This is a genomic window from Phreatobacter aquaticus (assembly GCF_005160265.1).
In the GTDB taxonomy this organism is placed as follows: domain Bacteria; phylum Pseudomonadota; class Alphaproteobacteria; order Rhizobiales; family Phreatobacteraceae; genus Phreatobacter; species Phreatobacter aquaticus.
On record NZ_CP039865.1, the window covers coordinates 963,469 to 980,060 of the forward strand.

The following is a 16,592-nucleotide window of genomic DNA, read 5'->3' on the forward strand; positions in this document are numbered from 1 at the left end:
GGACGGGCGCCCTCGGGCGCCCGTCTTGCGTTGTTCACTCCCCATTCCGGCAGCGAGTCCCCCCATGCTCGATCCTGAGACGACCCGGCAGGCTGATCTTCGAGAGGGTCGAGGTCCCTGGCGCGACAATCGCATCGACCTGCCATGGCAGCCCAACACCGATGAGCGATGCGATATCCTTGTGGTGGGCGCCGGCATAACGGGCGCCCTGGTTGCCCATCATCTGACCGAGCTCGGACATCAGGTCCTGATCATTGATCGCGAAAGTCCGGGTGAGGGCAGCACGGCGGCCAGCACCGCACTGCTGCAATGGGAAATCGACACGCCACTTGGCAAGCTGTGCGACCTCTATGGTTTCGAGCGCGCCAGTCGGACCTATCATCGAAGCTTCCAGGCAGTGCGGGGCCTGAGCGCGCTTGCCGCTGCGCTGCCGGGACCGCATGGGTTGATCCGCCGTCCCACGCTCTATCTTGCGCCGCAGGCAAGCGGTGCCGAGCTTCTGGAGCGCGAACACGCCATGCGCCGACGCGCCGAGCTGCCGGGCGGCCTGCTGACGCGCGCCGACCTGCTCGCCCAGTTCCGCATCGATCGCGAAGGCGCGATCCTGTCGCCCGGTTCGGCCGAGGCGGACCCGTTGGCGCTGGCCCACGCCCTGCTCCGGCAGGCTGCCACCAATGGCGCGCGTCTCCGACACGGCGAAGCTTGCGCCTATGAGCCTCGTATCGGCGGCACTGTCGTGACCTTGGCCGATGGCTCGATCATCGAGGCCTCGCGTGTGGTCCTGGCGACCGGCTATGTCATGCCCGACTTCGCGCGCAGCCCGCTGCACAGCACGGCATCCAGCTTTGTGATTGCGACCGCCCCTCAGTCCAAAGAGAACCTCTGGCGCGACGGCGCTCTCATCTGGGAGGCCTCGGACGACTACATGTACGCCCGGACAACCACGGATAGCCGGATCATCCTCGGCGGAGGCGACGAAGATTGCGAGGATGCCGAAGCACGCGAGCGACTTGGGCCGGCCAAGACCGCGAGCCTGCAGCGCAATCTGGCCGAGCTCTGGCCCCATGCCGATTGCGAGGCTGATCGCGCCTGGTCGGGCGCGTTCGGAAAAACCTCAGACGGCCTGCCTTTGATCGGTCCGATCGCCGGCTATCCCGGTGTCTTCGCCGCCTATGGCTATGGCGGCAATGGCATCACATTCAGCTACATGGCATCCCGCATGATCGGCGCGATGATCGCAGGGGAAACGCGACCGTGGTTCGCCGATTTCTCCATCGACCGCCCCGACCCAGGAGGCTGACCGATCACGGCAGCTGGGGTTCGCCTGCAATCATGCTGCGCACACGCGACGCCAGCGCTTCCATCGCGAAGGGCTTGGTGATCATGGCCATTCCCGGCTCCAGAAAGCCGCCGGCAATGGCCGCGTTCTCGGCGTAGCCGGTCATGAACAACACTTTGAGGTTCGGTCGCTTCATGCGGGCAGCTTCCGCAACCTGCCGGCCGTTGAGCCCAGGCAGGCCGATATCGGTCACCAGGAGATCGATCCGTTCGCCAGACTGAAGAATGTCGAGGCCGGCCGGTCCCGTTGAGGCTTCAATGGCACGGTAGCCAAGTTCGGTCAGGACCTCGACCACCAGGCTGCGAACCACGGCCTCATCCTCAATCACGAGAACAGTCTCGCCGATTTCGGTCGCATGATCGTCGAGCAGGCCGGGCAGAATCTCCTCGTCTGTCGCCTCCCCGCGATAGCGCGGCAGGTAGATCTTGACCGAGGTGCCACGGCCGACCTCGGTGTGAATCTTGGAATAGCCCTCGGACTGGCGGGTGAACCCATAGATCATCGACAGACCAAGGCCTGTCCCCTGGCCAATCGGCTTAGTGGTGAAAAACGGGTCGAAGGCGCGCTCGGCAACATCGGACGTCATGCCGGTGCCGGTATCGCTGACGGCAATGCAGACATATTGCCCAGGCGTCACATCATGGGTGCGGGCCGCATAGGCATCGTCGATCTGGGCATTGCTTGTCTCGATGGTCAGCCGGCCACCATCCGGCATGGCGTCACGGGCATTGATGACCAGATTGAGGATGGCACTTTCCAGCTGGTTCGGATCGCAGCGCGTCAGCCAAAGCGAGGGTTCCGTCACCACGCTGAGCGCAATAGTCTCCCCGATCGTCCGGCGCAGCATGTCCTCCATCGACCCGATCAGCACATTCGCCCGGACGGGCTTCGGGCTCAGCGGTTGGCGGCGCGAGAAGGCGAGAAGGCGGTGTGTCAGGGATGCCGCACGGGTCGCCGCCGTCATGGCACCGGTGACGAAGCGATCAATGTCGTTGGTGCGGCCCTTCGCGATGCGCTTCTGGATGATGTCGAGCGAACCGACGATGCCCTGGAGGAGATTGTTGAAATCGTGGGCGATGCCGCCGGTCAATTGACCGACCGCTTCCATCTTCTGACTTTGACGCAGCGCCTCATGGGCTTCCGTCAAAGCGGCCGTGCGTTCGGCCACCCGCTCCTCAAGCGTTGCCGCCAGACGCGCCAGCGCCTCGACGGCCGACTTCTGGTCCTCGATATCGGTATTTGTGCCCAGCCAACGCCGTGATCCATCCGCAGCGCCGATCACGACCGCGCGGGCAATATGCCAGCGATAGACACCATCGAAGCGGCGAAGTCGAAACTCCACCTGATACGGGGTACCCGTTTCAACCGCGCGAGCCCATGCGACCGCTGAGTGGGCGATATCGTCGGGATGGACCATCAAGGCCCAGTTCGAATTGTCGAGTTCTCCAGGCTTCAACCCGGAATAGTCGTAGACCTGATCGTTGAACCAATCGAGGCGGCCATCTGCGGGCGCCGTCCAGACGTGGTTCGGCATGGCCTGCGCGAAGGTCCGGAATCGCGTCTCGCTCTGGGTGAGGGCCGCTTCGGCCGCCTTGCGCTTTCCAATGTCGAGGAACAGCACGGCGAAGCGTTCCGGGCCGGTCCGGTGGGCGCGTGCCTCGAACCACCGCTCGTCAAGCGTGCCGACGTGGATCTCAAGCGAGGCTGACTGGCCGCTGTCGACCACCCCGGCATAGGCTTCGATCACGGCCTCCTCGATACCCGGCAACACGTCTCGGCAATTGCGTCCGAGCGCTTGCTGGGCGGAAATCCCGGTATGCACCTCGAAGGCGGGATTGAGCTCCAGGAAGCGGAAATCGATCATTCGCCCATCAGCGGAACGGACCGCCTCTGCGAGGAAAAAGCCCTCCTGCATCTGACTGAACAGATCGAGCAGGCGTGCATCGCTCTCCTGCCGGGCCTCCTCCGCCTTCCGCCGATCCGTCACGTCCATCGTCACACCGACGTACCGGCGTCCGGCACTGTTCGGTGTGTCGACGATCTCACCCCTTCGGGCAATCCAGCGTTCTTCGCCAGTATCCCCCCGGTTGATGCGGTACTCGGCATATTCGAGCGGATTGCCGGATGAGATACGGCCCTTGGCCGAGAGCGGCCGATCGCTATCGTTGATCAAGTCGAGCAGCAGGGAATCGGTGGGTACAACGTCGGGAGACAGGCCCCATATGCGCCGGAACTCATCGGAAACTTCGAGAAGGCCCGTATCCGGGAACCACTCGAAGGCCCCGACCCCGCCCGCCTCCTGAGCGATCCGCAGTCGCTCTTCGGCACGCACACGAGCGGTCGTCTCGATGACGATGGCGAGGACCCCGCCGGGGCTTCCGCTCTCGTCAAGGACCGGGCTGTAATCGAGATCGAGCCATACATCCTCGGCGACCCGGCCCCGCTGCAGCACCAGATGCTGGTCCCGGTAACTGAGTGTCTGACCTTCGTCGCGCACCGACTTCAGAATGTGGGCGTTGAATTCGGAGACTTCCGGCCAGCCTTCCAGCACCTTGCTGCCGAGCAGCGTCGGATGCCGCTGGCCGGCAAATTCGGCATAACCGTCGTTGTAGATCATCACGCCATCTGGCCCCCAAAGCAGCACCATCGGCAGCTTGGAGCGCAGCAGCAGGCTGGTCGTGAACTTCAGGCTGACAGGCCAGGCTGACGGCGGGCCTAAGGTTTCAGACCAGTCGCGCGCAAGAATCAGCTCCCCGGCTTCACCACCATGGGCCAGGAATGCAGGTCTATCCTGATGGGATTGGGAGAGCATTGCACCTTTCGAGATCAGCAAGGCCTAAGCACGTTGAACGACCTCTGTGGCTCGGCCAGCGATCTATTGCGAATGCGAGCGGTCCGGGGACTTCTTGGGCAGCAGGCCCGCCAGCTTGGCCGAAAGATCGCGCTGCTGATAGGGCTTTCCCAGGCGGGGCAACGTACTGCTGACGCCGGGCGGCAATTCGGCATAGCCGGTTGCAAGCAAGATCGGAATGTTGGGCCGCAATTGGCGCGCTCGCTCGGCAAGTTCGGCCCCGGTCATGCCCGGCATCGCGTGGTCGGTGACAATGGCGTCGACATGTTCGCCGCTCTCCAGAATGGCGAGCGCTTCCTGCGCGGAGCTGGCTTCTATGACGCGATGACCAAGGTCTTCCAGCATGTCGACCGTGCTCATTGCGATCAGATAGTCGTCATCGACGAACAGAATGGTCGCCTCAGGAACGTCCTTCGGCTTGATTTCATCATCTTCTGACATGCCAATACGCGCCTTGCCGATGCACCTGATATCACCCGACAACAGATCCGAACCCTGATTCGCGCCTCGTGACGCAAAGCCGTTCAACGGCCCTGCTGCCCGGCTCCTAGAATGGAACCGACCTGATCAAACGCACCGGACATGGATCGGTTCCATACCTCCGGAAAGATTGTTCAAGACGCAGAATTCTCAGACTTTTCAGGCCTGTTGACCTGCCGTCACGAGTGGACAACACACCGATCCTCGCTCAGGTTCCCTCTCCAGTCGAAGATGGTTCTATCGCATTCGAGGGCGAGGCGGCTGATCCACGCTTGTACGTGGTCATCCAGTGGAACCCATTTGCGCGCCGCCGAGTTGGTCCCATCGGGCGAACTATGTGATGTCCGAGCCCCCCGAGGAATCCACCGCTTGAGTGCCGCCTCAGACGATTGCCAGGAACAAGCCGGCCCCCCGTTAGGCCACAATGACATCGAAGCGCGACTTCGCGCGCGGGAAGCCGAACTCGCGCGGGTCCAGAAGATCGGTCAGGTCGGAGGCCTGGAGGTCGACCTTCGGGGTGGCGCCTTCACCAATCGCCGGTCACCGGAATATCTGCGCGTGCACGGGCTGCCGCCCGAGGCTGCATCCGAGACGCACGAAGCGTGGGTGGCTCGCATTCATCCCGACGATCGCCAAAGGACCGAGCAGCATTTCCGTGAGGCGGTGACGGGCCGCGCGATGGAGTATGAAGCAGAATATCGGATCATCCGACCGAGCGACGGCGAGGTTCGCTGGATTCTCGCAAAGGCGGAGATCGAGCGCGACGTGATGGGCAAGGCCGTCCGGCTGGTCGGCGCGCATATCGACATCACCGACCGGCGATCGGCGGAAGAGCAGACGGAACTGATTGCCCAGGAACTGTCCCACCGGATCAAGAACATCTTCGCCGTGATCAACAGCCTCGTCATGCTCTCTGCCCGTGGCAAGGATGGCGATGGTGATTTTGCAAGGGCTCTGTGCGCACGCATTGGTGCCCTCGGCCAGGCGCACGAGTTTGTCCGGCGCCATGCTCTGGGGCAATCATCCGGCCGGGACGCCCAAAGCCTCAAGGCCCTTCTCGATCTGCTTCTCGCCCCCTATCGCTCGGAACTGTCCGATCAGATTTCGGTCGCGGGCGATGACGCCGTGGTCGGCGAGCAGGCGGCGACGGCCCTGTCGCTGGTGATCCACGAGCTTGCCACCAATGCAGTGAAATACGGCTCGCTTTCGATGTCCGCCGGCCGCCTGTCGGTCATCTGCCGGGTGGCCGGGGAGGCGTTCGTCATGACCTGGCAGGAGCGCAACGGTCCGGGCCTAAACGGGCGACCCGGTCGCCAGGGCTTCGGCACGATGATGTCGGAACGTGCGGCGAAATCGCAGCTCGGTGCGGTCGTCCGGCACGACTGGGCAGCCGAGGGCCTGACAATCGACCTCGAGATCCCACTGGCGAAGCTCGCTCGTTGACACCCTTCGACCGGTAGACCTTCAGCCGCGCGCGCAGCGGCCAGCCGTGGCATGATCGCGCCGGGCCGAATCGGCCACTGAAGACAGATCGAGAGACATCGCCCGGTGGTGCGTTTCGAGAATGTGGGCTTGCGGTACGGCCTCGGGCCGGAAGTGCTGAGGGACTTGACCTTTGGCATCGACCCGCATTCGTTCCAGTTCCTCACCGGTCCGTCGGGCGCCGGCAAGACCAGCCTGCTGAAGCTGCTTTTCCTGTCGTTGCGTCCAACCCGTGGCCTGGTGACGGTCTTCGACCACGATACGGCGCGGCTGACCAAGGACGAATTGTCGATCCTGCGCCGGCGCATTGGCATCGTCTTCCAGGACTTCCGGCTGCTCGATCACCTCACGACCTATGAGAATGTCGCGCTGCCGCTGCGTGTCATGGGCAAGGAGGAGGCGAGCTATCGTTCCGAGGTCGTCGATCTGCTGGAATGGGTCGGCCTCGGCCACCGGATCGACGCCTATCCGCCAATCCTGTCCGGCGGCGAGAAGCAACGCGCTGCGATCGCCCGCGCGGTCATCGTTCGTCCCGAGATGCTGCTCGCCGATGAGCCGACCGGCAATGTCGATCCGCCGCTTGCAAAGCGCCTGCTGCGCCTGTTCGTCGAGCTGAACCGCACTGGCACTGCCGTGCTGATCGCCACCCATGATCTGTCATTGCTGGAGCAGGTGGAGGCCCGCCGTCTGATCATCCAGCAGGGTTCCATCTCCATCATCGACCCGAACGGCGAGGAGGACGAAAGGTGGTGATACGCCATCTCCGTGCTGTCCTGGCGCGCGCGCGTTCGGAGCCGGACGATCAGGGGGCAGAGGACCAGCCACGCCCCAGCGGGGCCTCGCTTGTCCCGCCCTCCTCGATCGCCGGCCGGGCGCTGGTGGTCATCATTGCGATCATGACCTTCCTCGGATCTCTGACGGTTGGCGCGGTCAATCTGGTGCACACCGCGGCCGAGGACTGGACCAGTTCCATCATCCGCGAGGCGACCATCCAGATCAGGCCGATCACCGGCCGCGACCTTCAGGCCGACGTCGTCCGCGCCACCGAGATCGCGGTGCGCTTTCCTGGTGTCGCCGATGTCTCGCCCTACACGGCCGAGGAAACCGTCCGCATGCTGGAGCCTTGGCTCGGCACGGGATTGTCGGCCGAGGATCTGCCCGTTCCGCGCCTCATCGTGGTCAAGCTTGCCGACGATCGGCGCGCCGATCTCTCCGGCCTCCGCAAGGCCCTGACCGATGTGTTGCCATCGGCCAGCATCGACGATCACCGGCAATGGTTCGACCGACTCCGCGCCATGGCCCGCACCGTCGTTGTGGTTGGCATCGTCATCGTCACGCTGATGATTTCGACCATGGGACTATCGGTGATCTTCGCGACGCGCGCGGCCGTCGCCACGAATCGACCCGTGGTCGAAGTGCTGCATTTCGTCGGCGCGCGCGATGCCTTCATTGCCGGTGAATTCCAGCGCCACTTCTTGTGGCTCGCGCTGAAGGGCGGGATCGCCGGCGGCACGGCGGCGCTCGCCGTCATCCTGCTGGCAGGCTTCATTGCCAGCCAGTGGCGTGCAACGGCTGGAGGCGATCAGATCGAGGCGCTGTTTGGATCGTTCTCGCTCGGGACCGGCGGCTATGTCGGCATCGCCGTGCTGGTCGCGCTGGTCACAGGCGTTGCCGCGCTGACGTCGCGCTGGACCGTCATGCGCACCTTGTCGGCGATCGACTAAGCGGCCTATTGCAGGATGCGCTCGTAATTGATGCGGAACAGCCGCTGGTCCGGCCGGCGCGTCGTGTCGAGATTGTGCACGGCGACCGAAGTCTCGAAGCCCTGCGCGTCGAAGACCGTCCATTGACGCAGTGCGAAATCGGACGCGTTGAACAGGATCATCAGGCGATTGGTACCGCCGATGGCCTGGCGCTCCTCCAACATGACGATGACATAGTCGGGGTCGCGGGTGACCGAGGTCACATTGGCGTCGCGCAGGATGTCGACGCGATCCGACAGCAGGAAGCGCAGCGGCGTCTGCGAAAGCGGATAAATGTCCTGGGTGTTCAGCCGCCGGTCGCGCACCGCCACGGACTGGCCGTCAGCAATGATCTCCACCGGGCTCGGCGCATTGTACTGGAAGCGGATCTTGCCCGGCTTGTCGAGATAGAGCTTGCCGGTCGTGCGCCGCCCGTCCGGGCCGATCTGGACGAAATCGCCCTGCATGAAGCGGATGCCGTTGAAATAATTGTTCACCTGGGTGGCGATATCGCGCGCGGACGCATCGACACCGCGCGCCTGGCGCGGCGCGCTGGGCGGGCGCACAGGTGACGCCAAAGGCGCGCTAGCCGCCTGCGGGACGGCGGGCGCCGTCGGTGAATCGGTCGATGGGCGCGATGGCGGTGTACCCGGCCGTGCCGGTGCCGGTCCGCCAGGCGGCGGGCCAAGCTGCAGCGGCGCTCCCTGGGCGAGCAGGAACGGCGCTTCCGTTGCCGCAGCACCACCAATGGAGATCAGAGCCGCGACGCCGGCCGCGAGAAGGCGGGATAATCCCGCTTGGGTCGGGCGTCTGGTCATCGATCCTCCGAGAGCATGGTCAGGCGTGCCAGATAGGAAGGGGGTGGGGCGATTTCGAGGCGGCAAGACCCGCGAAGCCACAAAGCAGGGAGCGGCCTGACGGTCAATCCGCCGCTTCCGGCACAAGGATCTCGCGCTTGCCCGCGTGATTGGCGGCACCGACCAGACCTTCGCGCTCCATGCGCTCGATGAGCGAGGCCGCACGATTGTAGCCGATCTGCAACCGCCGCTGGATATAGGAGGTCGAGGCCTTCTTGTCGCGGATGACCACCTGCACCGCCCGGTCGTAGAGATCGGCGGGTTCGTCGCCAAAGGCGCCCTTGTCGAACACCGCGCCATCATCGCCGTCACCAGCGCCCTCGTCATCATCCGTCGTGACGGCGTCGAGATAGTCGGGCTGGCCCTGCATCTTCAGATGGGCGACGACGTGCTCGACCTCCTCGTCGGAGACGAACGGACCGTGAGTTCGGCTGATGCGGCCGCCGCCGGCCATGTAGAGCATGTCGCCGCGTCCGAGCAGCTGTTCGGCACCCTGCTCGCCAAGGATGGTGCGGCTGTCGATCTTGGACGTCACCTGGAAGGAGATGCGGGTCGGGAAATTCGCCTTGATCGTGCCGGTGATGACATCGACCGAGGGTCGCTGCGTCGCCATGATCAGATGAATGCCGGCGGCGCGTGCCATCTGGGCAAGCCGCTGGATCGCGCCTTCGATATCCTTGCCGGCGACCATCATCAGGTCGGCCATTTCGTCGACGATGACCACGATATAGGGGATGGCATCGAGACCCATCTCCTCCTGCTCGTAGATCGCCTCGCCGGTCTCGCGGTCGAAGCCGGTCTGCACGGTACGGGTCAGCACCTCGCCCTTGGCGCGGGCCTGTGCCATGCGCGCGTTGAAGCCATCGATGTTGCGCACACCGAGCTTCGACATTTTCTTGTAGCGCTCTTCCATCTCGCGGACGGCCCATTTGAGCGCCACGACGGCCTTCTTCGGATCCGTCACCACTGGGGTCAGCAGATGCGGAATGCCGTCATAGATGGAAAGTTCCAGCATCTTCGGATCGACCATGATCAGCCGGCACTGGGCCGGCGTGAGCCGGTAGAGCAGCGACAGGATCATGGTGTTGATGGCGACCGACTTGCCCGAGCCGGTGGTACCGGCGACCAGCAGATGCGGCATCTTGGCGAGATCGACGATGACCGGATCGCCACCAATGGTCTTGCCGAGAGCGATCGGCAGCTTCTCCTTGGCGGTGATGAAGTCCTGGCTCGACAGCATTTCGCGCAGCAGGACGTTCTCGCGCTTGGCGTTGGGCAGTTCGATGCCGATCGCATTGCGGCCGGCAACCAGCGCGACGCGGGCGGATATTGCCGACATCGAGCGGGCAATGTCGTCGGCAAGTCCGATGACGCGGTTGGAACGCGTGCCGGGGGCCGGCTCCAGTTCATAGAGCGTCACGACCGGGCCCGGCCGAACATTGATGATCTCGCCGCGCACGCCGAAATCGTCGAGGACGGCTGCCAGCGTCGTCGCGTTCTCCTGAAGCGCTTCCATCGACATGGACGGATGGCGCTCGGATGGCTTCGGCTCGGTCAACAGGTCGAGTGGCGGCAGTTCATAGGTGCCGGGCGCACCATCAGGCGGCGGCAGCGGCAATTTCTGCTGAATGGCGACCGGTCGCGGCGCAGGCGGCGGGGCGTGAATGCGGGGGCCCTGCTGCGGGACCGGCGGTCGCGCATCGACCTCGAACGGCGGCTCGTCGATCGCGTCGGGCTCGACCGGATCATAGCTGTGGTCGGGCGCAATCGGCGCCACGTGCTGCCCAGTAACATGCGGCTCGGTGACGGGCGGCTCGACAATGTCCGGGCGGCGATTGGTGACGGGCGCATGGTAGGTGCGCGGGTGCCGCTCGGGCTGAGCCTCCATCACCGGTTCGCGGCGCAGGCCCGTGACACGGGGACCGGCCGGCAGGGGCGCCTCGTCGGGCTCGGTGAAGAAGGCCTTGGCGCGGGCGGCAAGGCCGGGCGATGAGCGATCGTCCCCGGCGGCAACCGGGCGCGGTGCAACGCCCGCCGCCGCGCGAGCCTGGTCGGGCGCTTCCGACGCCATGCGACGAAGCTTCGCCTTGGCCGACAGGACCGAATGGGTAACAGCGCCCAACGTATTAGTCATCAGACCGCCGAAACGACCTGGTTCGTCTTCGTCGGACTGGTGACGGCGCACAGGCGCGATCACCGCGATGTCAGCCTCAAGCGTATCCTCCGCGGGGCGGATAAGGATGCCGGTCGCGATGGCAGCGACCACCAGACCGAGGAGCGTCATGCCGCTGCCGACGAAGAAGCGCGACGCGCCATCCAGACGCCCCAGCACGGACGAGAGCACGGCAAGACCGCCATCGCCGATGACGCCGCCAATGCCGGTCGGCAGCGGCCAGCCGGCAGGAGCTGGAAGCGTTGCGGCTGCGACCGACAGCACCATGGCGGCGGCAATTCCGAGCGGAATGCGCAGGGCTTCGCGGTCAAAGGCACGGTTGCGCAGAAGACGCCAGCCCCAGGATGCGCTGACCGCCAGGAGCACGATGGCCGCAAGGCCGAAAAGCTGCATGAAAAGGTCGGCGAGAATCGCGCCTGGACGGCCGATCCAATTCTTGACCGGAGCGTTGCTGGCCTGGCTTAGCGACGGATCGCCTGCGGTCCATGTCAGCATGGCGATTGTGGCAATGGTCACGGCGGAGAGCACGCCCAAGCCGATGAGCTGGCCCATCTTGCGGCGCAACGCGCCCTTCAGTCCCTCGGGAAGCAGGGAAAGTCCGGTGTGCTGGCGCGCCACAGCCATCTCGCTTGCATCCTGATCAGGGGAGTGACCGCGCGGGAAAGTCCACGTCGCCGCAGACGCCCAGACGACCACCCGGTTCGTCGAGCGACCTTAGGCGGGCAACGGTTGACGGGGGATTAACCATCGCCCTTCCGCCCATTCAGCCAAGGCGCCGGCCCCAAAGAAAAACCCCGGCGATGGCTCGCCGGGGTTTGCAGGCTCCAAGAGTTTGGAGGATCAGCTGTTGTAGGCGCGCTCGCCATGCTCGGCGAGGTCGAGACCCTCGCGCTCGCGGTCGGCGGTCACGCGCAGACCAACGATCACGTCGACGATCTTGAACAGGATGAACGATCCGACACCCGACCAGACAAGGGTGAAGAGCACCGCCTTGACCTGCGCGAGAACCGCATCGGACAGCACATAGGCGCCGACAGCCAGTTCGCCGGGCTTGGCTTCGTAATCCGGGATGCCAGCGCCGCCAAGGGCGGTGTTGACCAGGATGCCGGTGCCGATGGCGCCGATGATGCCGCCGACGCAGTGGATGCCGAAGACATCCAGCGTGTCGTCGTAACCGAAGGCATTCTTCACCGTCGAGCAGAAGATGAAGCAGACACCGCCGGCAACGAGGCCGAGGATGATCGAGCCCATCGGGCCGGCAAAGCCGGCAGCCGGCGTGATCGCGACGAGGCCAGCAACCGCACCGGAGGCGGCGCCCAGCATCGACGGCTTGCCCTTCGCTGCCCATTCCACGAACAGCCAGGCGAGCGTGGCAGCGCCGGTTGCGACGAAGGTATTGATCGCAGCCATGGCGGCCGTGCCGTTGGCCTCGAGGTTGGAACCGGCGTTGAAGCCGAACCAGCCGACCCAGAGAAGGGCAGCGCCGATCAGCGTCATCACCAGCGAGTGGGGAGGCATCAGCTCCTTGCCGTAGCCGATGCGCTTGCCGATGACGAGGCAGCCCACCAGACCGGCAATACCGGCGTTGATGTGAACGACAGTGCCGCCCGCGAAGTCGAGAGCGCCCCACTGGAACAGCATGCCGGCATCAGCCTTCACTGCGTCGAGCTTGGCCTGCGCTGCAGCCTTGGCGGCGGCATCGGTGCCGGCGGCGGCAAGCGCCTTGGCAGCATCGCCGATCGCGTCGGGGCCGGCCCAGTACCAGACCATATGGGCCATCGGGAAGTAGATGACGGTGACCCAGAGAACGACGAAGAGCAGCAGCGCCGAGAACTTCACGCGCTCGGCGAAGGCGCCGACGATGAGGGCCGGCGTGATGCAGGCAAACGTCATCTGGAACAGGATATAGGCGAATTCCGGAATGACGACGCCGTTGGAGAAGGTCGCGGCGGTCGAATTGGTGTCGACGCCCATCAGGAAGGCCTTGGAGAAGCCGCCGACGAAGCTGTTGAGACCGCCACCCGAGGTGAACGACAGCGAGTAGCCGTAGGTCACATAGATGATCGAGACCAGGGCGACGATGACGAACACCTGGGTCAGAACCGACAGCATGTTCTTGGTGCGGACGAGGCCGCCATAGAACAGCGCGAGGCCCGGGATGGTCATCATCAGAACGAGATACGAAGACACCAGAACAAAGGCCGTGTCGCCGGAATTGGGCTTCGGCGGGGTCGGCGCCGGCGTCTGGGCGAGAACCGGATCAATCAGGAAAGCGGCAGCTGCCAACAGCGCAAGCGCCGCGAGCCCCCACCGGGAAAGGAACGACTTGGTCATATGGAGGTACTCCGGAAGGATGTCAGGGCAGGATTCGCGAGGTCACAAGGCGTCGATGTCGGTCTCACCGGTGCGGATGCGCACTGCGTGCTCGATCGACGTGACGAAGATCTTGCCGTCACCGATCTGGCCGGTCTTGGCGGCGCCCGCGATGGTGGCAACCACCTTCTCGACATCGCTGGCCGGAACAGCCACTTCGATCTTCAGCTTGGGCAGGAAGCTGACGGCATATTCCGCACCACGGTAGATCTCCGTATGGCCCTTCTGCCGGCCATAGCCCTTCACTTCCGTCACTGTCAGACCATGAACGCCGACGCCGGTCAGGGCGTCGCGGACTTCCTCCAGTTTGAATGGCTTGATGATCGCCATTACAATTTTCATCTCGTCATCCCCGGTTTTGGCTTCCCTCGAGTTTCGCCCGATCGAAGCTTGGCTTGCTGCATTCGACGCGCTTTCCCAAAGGGTCCGAGCGCCGTACCGGGGACTCAGGAATCAAGTCGCGTGCCATCTCACCCAGCGCCTTGAAATCACGAGGATTTCGGCTCGAGTCGCTGTTCCCGGGGCCGGATGCCGCAGGGTTTCATCCCCGCAAGACGATCGATCCACGAGAGTCGCTTAATTATTGGGCATGAGACAGAGGGTGCGGCAAATGCGCCACGCAAATGCCGCGATTTATTGCCTATTTTTGTGGCACATCGTCCGGTGGCCGAACATCCCTGACCACCCCCTCCTGCGCGACCGACGCCACCAAGGTGCCATCGCGCGTATAGATCGAGCCCCGGGAGAAGCCGCGCCCCCGCTGCGCTGACGGGGAATCATGGGCGTAGAGCAGCCAGTCATCCGCCCGGAAAGGCCGGTGGAACCACAACGCATGGTCGAGACTGGCCGCCTGGATCGAGCCATCGAACAAGGTTCGTCCGTGAGGCACCATTGCGGCATCGAGCAATGTCATATCGGTCGCATAGGCCAGCACGCAGCGATGAACAATCGGATCGTCAGGGAGGGGTCCTGTCGTCTTGATCCAGACATTGAAACGGCCCTCAGGCTGTTTCTGACCGAGATAGCGTTCGAACTCGACCGGCCTCATCTCGATGGGACGATCCATCTCGAAGTAGGACCGCATGGTCTCCGGCATGCTGTCGCGCCACCGGCCGTTGACATCGGAATCCGGCGCCAGATCCTCCGGCGGTGGCACGTCGGGCATGCCGAACTGGTGATCGAAGCTCCCCTCCTCCTCGATGTGGAACGAGGCGGACAAGGCAAAGATCGGAGCACCGTGCTGGATCGCAAGGACGCGGCGGGTCGAGTAGCTGCGACCGTCGCGGACCCGCTCGACATTGTAGATTATCGGCGTCTTGGGATCGCCCGGCAGGATGAAATAGGCGTGCAGAGAATGGGGGTTCCGGTTTTCCACTGTACGGCATGCGGCGACCAGCGCCTGCCCGATCACTTGCCCCCCATAGACCCGCTGCCAGCGCGATTGCGGGCTCTGGCCGCGGAAGAGGTTCACCTCCAGCCGTTCGAGATCGAGGATCGACAGAAGGCCCTGGACGGCTGACGACATGGCGGAAATCCCTGCGACGGACATGAGCCATCACGAACACCGCCCGCGTGCAGCGGTCAATCCGGCTGCCCGGTTCTTTGATCCGCAAGAGCTGCGCGCTTGGTCGCGAGCGACGAGCCGATGACCAGAACAGCGACAATGCCGATCATGATCGTACAGATCGCGTTGATCTCCGGCGTCACGCCAAGGCGCACCTGGCTGTAGATGCGCATCGGGAGCGTCGTGGCGCCAGGCCCCGTGGTGAAGCTCGCAATGACCAGATCATCCAGCGACAGCGTGAAGGCCAACAGGAAGCCCGCGATGACCCCCGGCGCGATAAGCGGCAGGGTGATACGGCGGAACACCTGAAATGGCGCGGCGCCGAGGTCGGCGGCGGCTTCTTCCAGCGACCGGTCAAGCGTGACAAGACGCGACTGGACGACCACTGCCACAAAACCGGCTGTGAAGGTCGCGTGGGCCACCGTCACCGTCCAGAAGCCACGATCGATGCCCAGCGCCACAAACAGCAGCAGAAGCGACAGCCCGGTGATCACTTCCGGCATCACCAGCGGCGCATAGACCATGCCGGAGAACAGGATACGGCCACGAAACCGGGCGTAGCGGTTGAGGGCGAGTGCCGCGAAGGTGCCGATGACCGTGGCAAGCGTAGCCGAGGCCAGGCCAACCTTCACCGTCATCCAGCCCGCGTCGAGCAATTGCCGGTTCTCCAGGATCGCCCCGTACCAGCGGGTCGAGAACCCTCCCCAGACGGTCACCAGTTGGCTCGCATTGAACGAGAACACGATGAGGATGACGATCGGCAGGTAGAGGAACGCGAAGCCGAAGGTCAGCGCGGTCGCGTCGATCAGGCGGGATCCGCGCGTCATCGCCGGCTCTCGATCTGGCGGGCCTGAAGATGCTGGTAGACCATGATCGGACCGACCAGCACGACAAGCAGCAGGATGGCGACGCTGGACGCCACCGGCCAGTCGCGGTTGGAGAAGAACTCCGTCCACAGCGTCTTGCCGATCATCAGCGTGTCAGATCCGCCGAGCAGGTCCGGGATCACGACTTCGCCGACGATCGGGATGAAGCAGAGGAAGCATCCCGCGGCAATGCCGGGAAGCGTCAGCGGCACGGTGATGCGCCAGAACGCCCGCCAGGGCGGGCAGCCGAGATCGCCCGCCGCCTCCAGCAATGTCCGGTCGAGCCGTTCGAGCGCGGCATAGAGCGGCAGAACCATGAACGGCAGATAGGAATAGACGACGCCCACCAGCACGGCCGCCTCGGTATTGGCGATCTGCAGCCGCTCGGAGATGAGACCCACAGCCAGCAGAACCTCATTGAGCAGGCCCTCGGGCTTCAGGATGCCGATCCAGGCATAGATGCGGATCAGAAAGCTGGTCCAGAACGGCAGGATCACCGCCATCACGAGCAACGGCCGGATGCCGGCGCTCGCCCGTGCCATCGCATGCGCCATCGGATAGCCGATGATCAGCAGGATCAGGGTGCCGGTTGCGGCGATGCGGAGCGAAGTCAGGAACGCATCGATATAGAGGCTATCTCCGAGGACCACGGCATAATTGTCCGACGATAGCTCTCGCGCCTTGTCGAGCCAGCCGGACCATCCGTCGCCCCAGCCGAAGTTCGGCACATAGGGCGGCACGGCGGTCGCGACCTGAGACAGGGACATCTTCGCCACGATGCCGAACGGCACGAGGAAGAACAGCACCAGCCAGAGGTAAGGAATGAGGATGGTGATGCGGCGCGCGGCGCGGTCGGACATCGTTG

Annotated in this window: 13 protein-coding genes; 4 read left to right on the forward strand and 9 right to left on the reverse strand. The window is 64.3% G+C overall.

Annotated features, from left to right (window positions below; all coding sequences use genetic code 11):
* Nucleotides 1–64 precede the first annotated feature (64 nt).
* Complete coding sequence (locus tag E8L99_RS04495; RefSeq protein ID WP_137098422.1) at nt 65–1,300, forward strand: NAD(P)/FAD-dependent oxidoreductase; 1,236 nt, start codon at nt 65–67, stop codon at nt 1,298–1,300.
* Nucleotides 1,301–1,304: 4 nt separating this feature from the next.
* Here the strand turns inward: E8L99_RS04495 and E8L99_RS04500 are convergent, their stop codons facing one another.
* Nucleotides 1,305–4,151, reverse strand: coding sequence for a PAS domain-containing hybrid sensor histidine kinase/response regulator (locus E8L99_RS04500; RefSeq protein ID WP_137098423.1), 2,847 nt, complete (start codon nt 4,149–4,151; stop codon nt 1,305–1,307).
* Between the two features lie 63 nt (nt 4,152–4,214).
* Nucleotides 4,215–4,718 carry a response regulator gene (locus tag E8L99_RS04505; RefSeq protein WP_252511260.1) on the reverse strand — a complete coding sequence of 168 codons (504 nt, stop codon included), beginning with the start codon at nt 4,716–4,718 and terminating at the stop codon, nt 4,215–4,217.
* Nucleotides 4,719–4,970: 252 nt separating this feature from the next.
* Between E8L99_RS04505 and E8L99_RS04510 the strand changes: the two genes are divergently transcribed.
* The 3 genes from E8L99_RS04510 (at nt 4,971) to E8L99_RS04520 (ending at nt 7,876) form a co-directional block, all read left to right on the forward strand.
* Nucleotides 4,971–6,113, forward strand: a complete 1,143-nt coding sequence (locus tag E8L99_RS04510) for a PAS domain-containing protein (RefSeq protein WP_252511261.1) — start codon at nt 4,971–4,973, stop codon at nt 6,111–6,113.
* A gap of 105 nt (nt 6,114–6,218) precedes the next feature.
* Nucleotides 6,219–6,905, forward strand: a complete 687-nt coding sequence (gene ftsE / locus E8L99_RS04515; protein ID WP_137098425.1) for a cell division ATP-binding protein FtsE — start codon at nt 6,219–6,221, stop codon at nt 6,903–6,905.
* Complete coding sequence (locus tag E8L99_RS04520; protein WP_137098426.1) at nt 6,902–7,876, forward strand: cell division protein FtsX; 975 nt, start codon at nt 6,902–6,904, stop codon at nt 7,874–7,876. Before ftsE ends, E8L99_RS04520 begins: the two co-directional genes overlap by 4 nt.
* Nucleotides 7,877–7,881: 5 nt before the next feature.
* Here E8L99_RS04520 and E8L99_RS04525 read toward each other — a convergent pair whose 3' ends face one another.
* The 7 genes from E8L99_RS04525 to E8L99_RS04555 form a co-directional block, all read right to left on the reverse strand.
* On the reverse strand, nt 7,882–8,712 hold the full coding sequence (locus E8L99_RS04525; RefSeq protein ID WP_137098427.1) for a LolA family protein: 831 nt from the start codon (nt 8,710–8,712) through the stop codon (nt 7,882–7,884).
* Nucleotides 8,713–8,815: 103 nt separating this feature from the next.
* Nucleotides 8,816–11,548: a DNA translocase FtsK gene (locus tag E8L99_RS04530; RefSeq protein WP_137098428.1), complete on the reverse strand. Its 2,733-nt coding sequence runs from the start codon at nt 11,546–11,548 to the stop codon at nt 8,816–8,818.
* Between the two features lie 216 nt (nt 11,549–11,764).
* Nucleotides 11,765–13,258, reverse strand: a complete 1,494-nt coding sequence (locus tag E8L99_RS04535) for an ammonium transporter (protein ID WP_137098429.1) — start codon at nt 13,256–13,258, stop codon at nt 11,765–11,767.
* A gap of 42 nt (nt 13,259–13,300) precedes the next feature.
* Nucleotides 13,301–13,639, reverse strand: a complete 339-nt coding sequence (locus tag E8L99_RS04540; RefSeq protein WP_137098430.1) for a P-II family nitrogen regulator — start codon at nt 13,637–13,639, stop codon at nt 13,301–13,303.
* Between the two features lie 298 nt (nt 13,640–13,937).
* Nucleotides 13,938–14,822, reverse strand: a complete 885-nt coding sequence (tesB, locus tag E8L99_RS04545; protein ID WP_137098431.1) for an acyl-CoA thioesterase II — start codon at nt 14,820–14,822, stop codon at nt 13,938–13,940.
* Between the two features lie 56 nt (nt 14,823–14,878).
* Entirely contained in the window at nt 14,879–15,688 is an 810-nt protein-coding gene (locus E8L99_RS04550; RefSeq protein ID WP_137098432.1) for an ABC transporter permease, read from the reverse strand.
* A complete protein-coding gene (locus E8L99_RS04555; RefSeq protein ID WP_137098433.1) occupies nt 15,685–16,587 on the reverse strand; it encodes an ABC transporter permease subunit in 903 nt (300 codons plus the stop codon). Before E8L99_RS04555 ends, E8L99_RS04550 begins: the two co-directional genes overlap by 4 nt.
* Between the last annotated feature and the right edge of the window lie 5 nt (nt 16,588–16,592).